General features: G+C 64.0%; 4 protein-coding genes. All 4 read right to left on the reverse strand.

The features are described 5' to 3' along the window. Window positions 1-20: 20 nt before the first annotated feature. Window positions 21-605: a hypothetical protein gene (locus HHJ18_RS17695; RefSeq protein ID WP_296917267.1), complete on the reverse strand. Its 585-nt coding sequence runs from the start codon at window positions 603-605 to the stop codon at window positions 21-23. Between the two features lie 402 nt (window positions 606-1,007). Next, window positions 1,008-7,328: a type I polyketide synthase gene (locus HHJ18_RS17700; protein WP_296917269.1), complete on the reverse strand. Its 6,321-nt coding sequence runs from the start codon at window positions 7,326-7,328 to the stop codon at window positions 1,008-1,010. Between the two features lie 13 nt (window positions 7,329-7,341). Next, window positions 7,342-11,889 carry a MupA/Atu3671 family FMN-dependent luciferase-like monooxygenase gene (locus HHJ18_RS17705; RefSeq protein ID WP_296917271.1) on the reverse strand — a complete coding sequence of 1,516 codons (4,548 nt, stop codon included), beginning with the start codon at window positions 11,887-11,889 and terminating at the stop codon, window positions 7,342-7,344. Window positions 11,890-11,960: 71 nt separating this feature from the next. Then, complete coding sequence (locus HHJ18_RS17710; RefSeq protein WP_296917273.1) at window positions 11,961-12,725, reverse strand: 4'-phosphopantetheinyl transferase superfamily protein; 765 nt, start codon at window positions 12,723-12,725, stop codon at window positions 11,961-11,963. Window positions 12,726-12,881: the final 156 nt, after the last annotated feature.

The raw sequence follows: 12,881 nt of genomic DNA on the forward strand, positions 1-12,881 counted from the left end.
TCGTCTGCAGGCCGCCTGTCTCAGAACTCGTAGGATGTCTGCAGGATCAGCAGGCCTGAGCCCTTGTCCGACCTGAAATTGGTCCGGTAGATGTAAACCAGGTTCAATCCCAGTTTGCTTGCCAGGTGGCGTAGCGTGACGGTCGGTCCGAGGTAAGGGGTCAGGTGACGGGGGCCGTTCCAGGACCAGTATTTGTAAGCCAGGCCGGCTACCACCCCAGCGCGTAACTCCATCCCGAAAGCCGTTCCCACCTCTCGGGTCAGCGCGACCGTGGCAAACACGGCCGCCGCGTTGTAGCTGTCCTTGAGAACGCTGGCACCCACGGCGCGCTCCCACTGGGGGGCGGCCAACAGGTCAGCGCGTTGCTCCAGTCCCAGGCCGATATTATTTTCGTTGTACGGGCGGTTGGCGCTGGTTCGGCGCTGATGGCGACTGACTGCGGGGCCGGTCAAGGCATAGGACACGGTTGACGGCTCGACCGCCAGCCAGAATCCGGAGGCCGGGGCCTCCTCTGCCTGGACTGCGTGGGTAAAAATGGTGGCGCTCAGCAGGACGGCGATGGCGAGCTTTGCGCGCAGTGGAGTAAAGGCGGTTTTCATATCCAAAAATGGAAACTTCGGTTGCAGTTGTCACAAATAATTATTTGATAGCAAATGTTAAGACGGACATGAGGAAACAGATACAAAAAACAGGAGTGCGAATTTGGCATAGATTAGCCAATGAAAAGCGTGTCGCGGGGAGTGCCGGTTTGGGGTGCAATAGCCGGCCGGCACGGTTGCCCGTCTTGAATCTAGAAATGGCAGTTGGATGGCGCCCGAGTGTGGGCCGCGCATCAACTGCCATTTCTAGGACGAGTGGGCACGAGTTGCCGCGTGCCTTGGTCGCGGCCAAGTTACCCCTCACAGCGCGCCTGGGGCGCGTGCATCTCATGCCCCGGCACTTGCCTGAATGGCGCGTTCGAATGGTAGGGCTGTGGCTAATCCACTGGCAATGGATCTATCGGCTGCTCAAGCGGCCTTGGAGCGCGGGCTTTCAGGATGTTCGTCGAGCCGGGCCACTTCTTTCGCCAGGGCCTTGACCAGCTGCGATACGCCGGGCTCCGCCATCATTGAGAAGTGAGAGCCGGCAATAGCGGTTACGCTGACGGGGCCGACTATATGCTGATCCCAGCCGAGGCTGTTACCTGCGGCAAGATACTGTGTGTCGGCCTCAACGGCCCTGAACAGCACCAGCGGCCCCGCATAAGGCTGTGGCTGGTAACGATGCTGCGCGGCCTCGAAGTTTCGAAACAAATGAAACCCGACAAGTTCTGGCGGAAGAGACTCGCCGCGCGCAAGTTTCTCAAGCGCCAGCGTGTAATTAACCTCCATGAGTTTTCCCTTTCGCCGCCGCTCCGGCCGCTCCATGGCAAATTTCACGGACCAGTGCCGGATCAGCCACAGCTTTTTGAGAAGGGGTGGCGAGAGGCCCACCGCGCTTGGTGACAGCGTGTCAATCATGGCGAGCAGGGCGATTTCGGCGCCGGCCCGTTTCAGCTGCTGCGCCATTTCAAAGGCGATCAGGCCGCCCCCCGAGTAACCGACGAGCCGGTAGGGACCGTGCGGGTCAACGCTGCGAATCGCCTCTATATATTGGGTGGCCATCGCTTCTATGGTCTGCAGCACGGGAAGGCGGCCGTCGACGCCTTGCGCCTGCAGTCCATAGAATGGCAGCGCCGGCCCCAAACGGTCCGAAATGACCTTGAAGTTAAGGACGTTGCCACCGGCGCCATGCACGCAAAACAGCGGCTGCCGGTCCGGTCGTCCCTGGCAGATCGCAACCAGGGGAGACCACGCCCGCTCTACCAGTGCAATGACATTGGAGGAAGCCTGGTGCGGTTCGGCGCCGCTCTGTGGTGTCGTTGAAATGCCGCCGCGGTGCGCGACGATGGCGGCAAGGCTGGAGAGGGTAGGCGCTTCAAACAAGGTGGCGAGCGGCAGGTCGACGGCGAATTGCTTGCGAATCCGGGCGAATAGCCGCACGGCCGCGAGCGAGTGGCCGCCCAACGCGAAAAAGTCGTCGTCCCCGCTGATGTCCTCGACGCCCAAGAGTTCGCGCCATACCTCGGCAATGCCGACCTCGACCGGATTGAGGGCGCTGTCGCCGGGCGCTGCGCCACTACCTTCTGCCCGGCGCGCTGGCGCCTTGGGCAAGGCCTCGTTCATGGCGCGTTTCAGGTCGGTAAGCGAAATCGATGACACCACCAGATCCCTATGCCCATTGGAGAAGATGCGGGAAAACAGCGCCTGCGAATCCTCTGCCCGAATGCCGCAGGACAACATGGTTTCTATCAGGCTGGGTTCGCGTGCTGCCTTTTCCCGCGTTGGCAGCAGTACCTGCTCGGGCGTAACGCCGCGCAAGCAAACGCCCTCCAGGCTGGCAATCGGCGAGCCGTCCGTCGCGTGCAGGCTCACATCAAAAGTGGCGAAGCGGTTCTTCTGGCGAGCTTTCAACGCCACGCGGCTTATCGAACAGCGCGGCAGCGGCGCGACCAGGCGGATGCGCTCGATTGACAGCGGTACGAACAGGTTCTGGCTCCGCTCGCTCTCATCAATGAGATGCAGGCCGAAGGTCGCCGCCATGTCCAGGATCGCGGGGTGGACCGTGTAGATGGCGAGATCGTCGGCGAACGACTCTGCAAGCTCCATCTCTGCGACCGCGTTGTGCTCGGCCAGCTGCATCCGTGCGATGTTGCTCCAGCGCGCACCGAAAGCGATGCGCGGGGCCTGCGGGATTTCGCCGGTGCGCCAGGCGCCGCTAGCTGGGGGCGCTGCAGCAGCCAGGCGACCTAAAAAGACGCTGACGCGCGCACGCGCGTGTTCCAGCCAAGGCTGGTCCGGCGTGGCGCGGCTGCGCACGAGAAATTCGTAGGCCTCGCCGCTACGCTGCAGCCCGATGCTGATCAGGCGCCCCGCTGGCCCGTCGAAGACCATGGCCGCTTCAAACGACAGTGCGTTGATCTCAATGGCTTCGCCGGGGTGCAGCTGCGCCATGGCTGCGCGGGCGATTTCGATGTACGCGCTGCCCGGCAGTATTAAGCGGCCCGCCACTGAATGTTCATGCAGTACCCAAAGCGCCTTCGGTGTGTAAGTCGCTTCGAAAGTCGCGCCTTGCTCGCCGCTCACCTGCACGCCAAGCAGCGGGTGCAGGGTGGTCTGCAGGTGCTGCGCGGGACCGCGCTGGCCGTGGGCGCGCGCCGCCATGCCCTGGTCGCCCCAGATGCCCCAATGCAGGCTGAGTCCGTCCGGACGCGAGGCCGCAAGCGCATCTAAAAAAGCGTTGGCTGCCACGTAATCAACCTGTCCGGGCGGACCGAGGTAGACGCTGGTGGAAGAAAACACGGCGAACACATCAAGCTCCCCGGGCGGCAGCAGCTCGTGCAAAAGCTGCGCGCCCAAAGCCTTGGAATTGAGCACGCGCTGCAGGCTGTCCGGACTCTTGGTCGCGATGGGGCCATCGTCAAGCGCACCCGCAGCATGGAATACGCCATGAATTTTTCCGAAATGCGCCTGGCAAGCTTTGACGGCCTGGGTCATCGCCGCCCGGTCCGCTGCATCGGCGCTGAGGGCGAGGATTTGCGCGCCTGCGTCCTCGCACGCCACCAGGCGGCGCACGATCTGCGTTTCAAACGAGCCATCGCCGCTGGCTGCCAGCGTACGCCAGGACGACGCTGGCGGCAAGCGGCGGCGACTGACGAGCGCCAGGCGTGCCTGCTTGGTTGAAGCCAGGAAAGTCGCCAGATCGAGTGCAATGTCGCCCAGCCCGCCGGTGATGAGATAGACGCCGCCGTGGCGCAGGCTCAGTTGCGGGCCGGAAGGCGGCGCTGCGCTGGCGTTGGCTAGTTGCTGAGTCCAGCGCTGGCCAGCGCGGTAAGCGACCAGGTCGGAGGGGTCAGCGCTTTGGCATTCGGCAAGCAGGGCGCGCACCAGCGCTTGTGGCGGCGCGGTCACGCTAGCGTTGGTTATCCCGTCGAGATCGATCAGGCGGGTGCTGACATTCGGCAATTCACGCGCAATCACGCGAACCGGACCGAGCGCCAGTGCGCTCTCCGGGTGCGTTGGCGCCTCGCCCAAGACGGACTGGCTGGCTGCGCTCAGCACGCTGAGCTGCATGGGCTGGTCCAGCGCGAGCGTCTGAAGCGCCTGCGCGACATAAACCAGGCTGTCAAAGGCCAGCGTCTGCCCGGCCAGGCGCCGGTCCTGGTCCTGGCTGCCTGCCCGCGTGTCCAGTGCCCAAAGGTAAACGATGGAGTCGGGCAGCATGGCCGCCCGTTCAAGCATTTCGAAAAGCCTGCGGAAATGCGTAGCGTCGGCTGGCTCCAGCGTGAAGCTGCCGTCGGCCAGTCGCGCAAAGGACTGGCCGCGGCGCACCCGCGTGACTTGGCCGCCCTGCGCCTCGGTCTGCACAACCAGGTCGGCGCCCAGTTGCGAGTCGTTGTCAAACATCAGCCAGCGCCGGCCAGACCGAGGCGCCACAGCGGCCAAGGGGGCGGGGTGCCATTGCGGAACCAGGAACCAGTCGTCGTAGGACGGCAGGCGGTGGATGGCTGGAGGCCCCGGCGGCGGCGCCGGCGCTGCCGCCTGCTGACTTGGCGCGGCCAATTCCTGCAGCCCGGTACCCGCTTCTATCCAATGCCGCTGATGGTCAAACGCATAGGTTGGCAGCGAAATGCGGCGTGTTTGCGACGTGCCGCGCAGGGCCTCCCATTTCGGCACTGCGCCACGCGTCCACAGCGCGCCCGCCGTCGTCAGCATCTGGGCCAGATCGGCGCCCGCCTCCTGCGCCTTGCAGGTAGACGGCAGGATGGTGCGCGGCGGCTGGCCGGCGCTGTTGTGGCGCGCCAGCGCACACAGCCCCTGACCTGGACCAGCCTCGACCAGCAAGGTGTCGGGCAGCTCGAAAAGCTTGCGCAGGCCGTCGAAAAAGCGCACCGGACTGCGCAGGTGGCGAACCCAATACTCGGGATCGGTGAGCATCTGCGCATCAGCCCAGCTGCCGGTGAGGTTTGAAATAAAGGGAATCGTGGGTTGGCTCAGGCGAATACGCGAGACGCGCTCGCGGAAGGTGGACAGCACCCCATCGAGCAGATGCGAATGCGCGGCCACGTTGATGCGCAATCGCCGGCCTTCGAGGCGCTGCGCGCTCAGCCGTTGCTCCAGCGTTGCAATTGCCTGAAGCGACCCCGAGGCACTGCACAGATCCGGCGCGTTGACGGCTGCTATGTCAAGATCCAGACCGCTTATCAATGCGCGCAATTCGGTCTCCGGCAAATCGACAGAAACCATGCCGCCTGGCGGCACCGCTTCGAACAGCTGGCCCCGCAGCAATACCACCGACAGCGCGTCGGCCACCGACATGACGCCCGCGAAACAGGCCGCCGCGTATTCACCGGCACTGTGACCAATGACCGCGCTGGGCGTGATGCCCCAGCTCTTCCACAATTTCGCCAGGGCGTATTCGAGAACGAAGAGCGACAAGAGAGCTTGCGACGGCCGCTCCAGGGCGCTCGCAGCGGCAGCATCGCCCGCATCGCTTTCAAACATGATCGAACGCAGATCGGCGGGCGCAGCCGCCGGCATCACGCTGAAGCACTCTTCGACGGCCTGCCGGAAGGCCGGCTGGCTCAGTAGCTCGCGGCCCACGCCCGGGTACTGCGCGCCGCCACCCGGAAACATCAGCGCCACGCCCGGCCGCTGCGCAATCGCTTTGCCGGTGACGCAGCGTGCATGGTTTTTTGAGGCCAGCGCGGCGCGCAGGCCCGCCACGTCGGTCGCGACGATGGCGCAACGATGCTCGAAGGATTTTCGGCCGACTTGCGTGGTGTAGGCGGCGTCGGCAAGCGTAAAGCCGGCGGGAGGCTGCGCCAGGAAATCGCGCCATTTGGCCTTGAGGTTTTCGAGTGAGGCGGCGCTGCGAGCCGACAGCGCGACGACCTGCCATCCGGCTTCCGCGCTGGCGCTGCCAAGCACCGGCGGCTCTTCCACGATCACATGCGCGTTGGTTCCCCCTACGCCGAGGGAGTTCACGGCGGCGCGGCGTGGGCCGCTTCCGGTTTCGCGCCTCCAGGGTGTCAACTGGTCCACGACCCGGAAGGGCGTCTTCGCCATGTCGAAGCGGCTGTTCGGCTGGCTGAAGTTCAGGCTGGCCGGAATCAGTCCATGGCGCAGCGCCAGCGCGACCTTGATGAGAGCGGCCGCACCGGCTGCGGTGTCGAGATGGCCGATGTTGGTCTTCAAGGAACCGATGCCGCAAAAGCCCTGCCCGCCGCTGCCATAAGCTTGCGTCAGGGCAGCGACCTCAATCGGATCGCCCACCGGGGTACCGGTGCCGTGCGCTTCAATATACGAGACGCTGGCCGCCTCGACGCCGGCCACGGCCAGCGCCTCGACGGCTGCGCGAGCCTGCCCATCGACGCTGGGCGCCAGATAACCTGCCTTGGCGGAGCCGTCGTTGTTGACGGCCGAGCCGCGTATGACGGCGTAGATATTGTCCCGGTCCTTCACGGCATCTTCCAGGCGCCGCAGCACCACGATGGCCGCGCCACTGCCAAAAACCGTGCCTTTGGCGTTGTCGTCAAAGGCGCGGCAATGGCCGTCGGGTGAAAGAATCTCCCCTTCGGCATAGTGATAGCCGCGGCGATGCGGCAGCTCTATGCTGACGCCGCCCGCCAGCGCCATGTCGCATTCGCCCGACAGCAGGCTTTGTGCGGCGACATGCACCGCGACCAAAGAGGTTGAGCAGGCAGTTTGTATGGTCATGCTCGGACCGGTCAGGCCGAGCAGATAGGATAGGCGGGAAGTCAGGAAGTCCTTGTCGTTGCCGGTATGCCTAAGCAGGAATAATCCCACCGACTTCACGAGCTTCGGGTTCGTCAACAGGTTGTAGGGCAGGTAGGCCTGCATGCCACAGCCGCCGAATACGCCGATGGCGCCGCCAAAGGTTTCCGGGAGGTGGCCAGCATCCTCCAGCGCCTCCCAGGCACATTCCAGAAAGTGGCGGTGCTGCGGATCTAGGATGGACGCGTCGCGCTTGCTGAAGCCGAAGAACTCGGCATCGAACTGCTCCATTTTGGGCAGCACCAGGCTGGCCCGCACGTAGTCAGGGTCGAGCAGATCGGCCTCGGAGACGCCTGCGGCGCGCAGTTCGTCCTCCGTCAGCCACTGGGTGGCTTCCTTGCCGTCGCGCAGCAGCGCCCAGAGCTCGGCGACGGAACTGGCCGCCGGGAAGCGTCCGGCCAAGCCAACGATGGCGACGCTGTTGGCTTCGAAATCGGCGGAGTGCGTATCCATGGCCTGTTTCCTCTCAAGCCGCGGCGCTTGGGAGCGCGCGCGCGCGCACCATGCGGCGCGCATTGGCACGGTTGCGCCCGTCGTCCACTGCGGTGCTGATCGCATGGCCGCTCAGGTGCGCGGCCAGCGCCTGAATCGTCGGCAAGCGGAACATGTCGGTCAGCGACACTTCGCGCCCGCACGCTTCGTGCAGGCGACGCTGCACCTGCACCACCAACAGGGAGTGACCACCCAGGTCAAAAAAATTGTCGGCGGTGCCCACGTTGGAACGTCCCAGCACCTGTTCCCAAATGCCGGCAATGGTTTTTTCCAGCGTGCTCTCGGGCGCCGTCGCCGACGGCAGCACGATGGCGGACTGCGGCTCCGGTAGCGCGCGCCGGTCCACCTTGCCGTTGGGTGTCATGGGCAGCGCCTGCAGCAGTTGCACCGTCTCGGGCAGCATCACACTGGGCAGCGCCTGCGCCAGTGCGCGAATCAGCTCTTTCACCTGCAGCTCCCCTTGCGCCGTGGGCGCGACGTAGGCGACGAGCCGCTGGTTTCCAGCGTCATCAGCGCGCGCCACCACGACGGCCTGTTTCACGCCCGACTGACGCAGCAACACGCTTTCGATCTCGCCGAGCTCGATGCGATGGCCCCGAATCTTCACCTGGTGATCGATCCGGCCCAGAAACTCCAGCGCGCCGTCCAGATGCCGGCGCACCAGGTCGCCGGTGCGGTAAAGCCGGGCGCCGGGCTGCTCGGGATCGGCCACAAAGCGTTCCGCGTTGAGCTCTGGACGCTGCCAGTAGCCCTCTGCCACGCCGGCGCCGCCTATCAGCAATTCGCCAGCAACCAGGGCCGGACATGCCATCCCCCCGGGACTGTGGATGCGCAAGTGCGTGTTGGCGATGGGCTGCCCCAGCGGAATGAAGTCGCCAATGGATTGAAGATCGCAGGTGGTGGACCAAACCGTCGTCTCGGTGGGTCCGTACATATTGAGAAGTGAGCCGGGCACCAGGGCGCGCAATTGCCTGGCGAGCTCCAGCGGGAGTGCTTCGCCGCCCACCAAAAGAACCGCCAGGCGAGACAGCGCGGCGCGCCCGGCCGTGTCCGCCACCAGCATCGAGGCCATGGAGGGGGTGCATTGCAGGTGCGTGATGCCATGCTGTGTGATTTCTTCTGCGATGGATATGCGCTGCGGCGCGGCGCGGGACTGTTGGCAGGCCTCCATGAGTTGTTTCAGATCCTGCAAATGGCCAAGCACGGTATCGCTGTCGACACCGAAATCGACCAGGCAGGCGATCTCGTCAACGCCGGCCTCCTTGAGCTTGTCGACCAGCGCAAGGCAACGCTCTGGCGTGCCGAACAGCGCGCTCGTGTCGTAGTAGCGCGCGAAGGCATGCTCGAGCAGGGCGTCCATGTCCTCGGCTGACAAGGTTTCGGCATCCATGATCTCGAGCGGGCTCTTGCCGTTGACGGCGGCGCGCTGGACAAAGGTCGGAAAGGTCCAGGCGGCCTGCTTGATGAGGTCCAGGGAGCTGCGCAAATAGTCCTTCATGGGGCCGCGCACCGTCTCGCGCACCGAGTCTTCGTCCTGCCCTACAAAGGTATGCAGCATCAGCGTCGCATGGCTTGGGCCGGTATGACCGGCCTTGTGCCAGGCGTCCCGGTACAGCTTGAGCTTGTGCGCCACCTCGTCAATGGTCTGACCCAGCAGATGCGTCAGCAGATGGCAGCCCAGCTCGCCAGCCTGCTGGAAAGTTTCCGGATTGCCGGCCGCTGTCAGCCAGATCGGCAGCTCTTTCTGGATCGGGCGTGGCAAGGTTTTGATCTCGACGCTGTTGCCGAGTGCGCCGGGAAAGGCGACGCTCTCGCCGCGCCACAGCCGCCGCACCACGTCGATATTAGCGAGCATGTCGGTCTTGCGGCTGGCAAAAGCCGCCGGTGCGATGACGAAGTCGTTTGGCTGCCAGCCCGCCGCGAAGGAAACGCCGACCCGGCCTTGCGAAATGTTGTCAACAAAAGCCCATTCCTCGACCACCCGGATCGGATGATGCAGCGGCAGCACGCAGCTGCCGGCGCGTATCTTCAGACGCGTGGTGACGGCGGCAATGGCCGCGCTGGTGACCGCAGGATTGGGATAAAGCCCGCCGAAAGCATGGAAATGGCGCTCCGGCGTCCAGATGGCAGAAAACCCTTCCCGATCAGCAAATTTTGCCCCTTCGAACAGCAGCTTGTAGCGTTCTTGCGGTGTGGAGGCATGGTCGCTGGCGAAATAAAAGAGACTGAACTCGGGCGCTTTGCGCTTCGCCGGCACCTCGTTTGAGTAAAGAACAACCGTGAAGCCGCGCGTCAGCGTCCAGCACAGTTCGAGCACCGAGATATCGAAGGATAAGCTGGTCACCGCAAGCCAGCGCCCAGGAGGGCTGTGCGGGATGCGCGCGGTCATGCCGGCGAAGAAGTTCATCACGTTGCGGTGCGTGACGATGACGCCTTTGGGTCGGCCGGTGGAGCCCGAGGTGTAAATGACGTAAGCCGGGCTTTGCGACGGCACCGCTGGAAGATCCGGCGCGCCGGCTGGAGCAGCAAGTTCTGCGGCGTCGAGCAGCAAGGTTTTCTCCGAAGGAATGGACAGCGACGCAGCGATTGCAGCTCGGGTCATGACCAGCGGCGTGCGCGAATCCTCGATCATGAAAAGAAGCCGCTCCTGTGGATAGTCAGGATCGAGCGGCAGATACGCCGCACCGGTTTTCAGAATCGCCAGCAGACCAATCACCAGCGCGGGACTGCGCTCCAGGCACAGACCAATGGTGTCGCCCGGCCCGACGCCACGCGCCATCAGGCGGCGCGCCAAAGCCGACGCCTGATGGTCCAGTTCGCGGTAACTTAGCGCCTGCTCCTGGCAGGAAATCGCCAGTTGGTCGGGCGTACGCCCGGCCTGCGCTGAAAACGCTTCGTGCACGCCCAGCACCGTGTCGCAAGGCAGCGCCGTGGCGTTGAGGGTGGCCAGCGCCGCCGCATCTGCAGGCGACACCAAGGCGATGGCGGCCACGCTGAGCGCTGGCTGGGCATCTTGAAAGGCCTGCAGGTAGGCGGCCAGCTGGTTCGCCATGATCCGGACGGTCTCGGGCGCGAACACAGCGGCATCGGCGACAAGCTCCAGGCGCTGGTCCGCTGGATTGACCGCCAGCAGTAATTCAACGTCTTCCGGCCCGGGCGCCCCTCGGAGCGACACACCGATCTTTCCCAGGCGCTCGCGGGCGAAATATTTTGTTCCGAGGCGCGAAGGCAGGTCGCGTGGACAGGGGCCCGCCTGGTGAATTTTCGCGAGCCCGATTTCGGCGCGCTCTGCGGCCTGCAGCACGCTGGCCTGGACGTTGGTCACCAGGGTCAGCGGGATCCAGGGCGAGAGCCAGCACTCCAGCTCCCGCGCCTGCTCATTTAGCACCGCATCGGAGTACAGCGCCGAAACTTGCTCCTGCCCTGTCAGCGCCGACAGCCAGGCAAAGAACCCGGCAACCGTCGTAGCGCCGCGCGCCGGCGTGCCGAGGCCCACGCGGACAAGCTGACGCAGGCCCGATTGCGGCAAGCCTAGCGTTTGTGGATAAGGAATTTCAACCGGAGCGGGTGCGGCGAAGGCCTGGCGCCAGAAATCTTCCCCCCTGGCAATCTGCGGGCTGCGTTGGGCGAGGCGATCGCGTAGCGTGTCATCCAGGGCGGGCAGAACCATGCCTTCGATGAGTCCGTGCGGCGTGGTTTGCCCCCAGCAATCGGTACAACCGCCCAGCACAATTTCGCCATTTCCGGTGGCAATATGCAGCGTATCGCCGGCCGCCCCCAGTACCGTTCCGGGCGCGCGGAAAGTCGCGGTTTCCACCACCTGCGCCGTGCGCGCCAGCAAGACTTTGTCACGAAGATAAATTTTCGGACGCGCCAGCGGGTTAGGGAAATGGCCGAAATCGAGACCTTGCACAAGTGCGGCGAGTTCTCTTGCGGGACGAGAGAAATCAAGCGTGGCCAGCGCATCGGGGCGTTGCAGGCGCCCGAAATAGCGGCCACTCCCGCTTTGTTCGCTAAGCGCAAGGCGGCCCAGTCCGATGTCCTCAACAAGCGAGGTGAAGCTGGCCAGGCCCGCCTCATAGCACCTGGCATTCAGGCTCAGCGCGGTCTCGCCCGCGCCGATGTCAAAGGACAGCTGCCGAACGATGCGGCCTGCATCAATTTTGTGCGTCATCTCATGCCAGGTGACGCCGTGCGCCGTCTCCTGCGCGATCAGCGCCCACGCGCTGGCATTCAAGCCGGCATAGCAGGGCAGCAGCGCATCATGAAAATTGATGGCCAGTTGGCGCGCGCGCGCAATCAGTTCGGTCGGTAGAACATGCAGGTTGGCGATGCTGAAAAGATAGTCGAATTCAACATCCGCTAAAGCGGGCGCAGCAGGCAGCGTAATCGCCGACTCGGCAGTCATGGCGATGCTACGGATGCCCTCGGCTTCAGCCCAGTGCAAAAGGGCCGGGTTGGCGCTGACTACCGCTCGTATTTCGTGTCCGGCGCTGCGGTAAACATCCGCACATTGGATCAAAAGGTTCCCGTCACCAACGAATACCGCACTGCTGCTAATCATGTTTACTCCCCATAAGCCGACGCCCATTTTTAGTTCATGCGACTGATTTTTGGTCCTGTCCGCAGCGGAATCTGTAGAGAGTTGTAAGTCACTTTTACGTCCAGTTCAATAGTCCGAGCGGATATGTAAGCGAGCACTAACGTCGCCGAACAGCCCGTCGGCGCCTTCAGCGCAATGACTTGTGCCATGGGAGAACCAGAGCCGGTCTTCGCCAGGAATATTTCGAAACGCCCGCGCTGGTCTTTCTGGCAGCGAATCGGCGGATTGGCCGATGACAGGCCGAATCCGGCGGCCTTCCAGAAGGCTTCGAGGGCGGTCCAGTAGAAAAAAAACTGTTGTGCTGGATCTGCACCGAGTTCGGCCTGCCGACGCTGCGCATCAGGCAGGTCCACCAGGCCTGTCAGCAAGCTCAGATCAGCCTCGCCGTCTTGCGTTGATGCCACGTCTATGCCGACGGGGCCGAGGTGCGTGACGGCGCAAGCCACCAGCGCGCGGCTGTGCGAATGGCTGAAGTAAATATCTCGGTTGCGCGGCGCGGTCAGTACGGGTTTGCCGTTGGCCTCGCTGAAAAAAACCAAAGCAGCAGGCGCCACCTGCAGCGCCTGCGCCAGCGCGATGCGCCGCATAGCGTGCGCCAGCACATAAGCGCGGCGGTCGACTGGCTGCCTGAACTGGTGCGATCGCGCGCGCTCCGCGCTGTCCAGCAGTGCGCTGAACGCGCCGTACTCCGAGTCATTGAAGTCATCGGGACTGGCGGTCCAGACCTGCACGTCGCACACTTGATCTAAAGCCACGCCTGCCTCCCGAGCGGTCACTGATTTGGCGACAGCTTAGCGCCGCAGTCAGCACCGGGCAAGCCGCCAGCGCGCCGCAGTGGCGTCAAAAATCCTGCCTTTTGACGTCTTATTGACCTGTAGCCCAATGGTGGTGGGCGTAAGCAGCTATTTAAA

This window comes from Polaromonas sp. (assembly GCF_012927455.1).
Classification (GTDB): domain Bacteria; phylum Pseudomonadota; class Gammaproteobacteria; order Burkholderiales; family Burkholderiaceae_C; genus Polaromonas.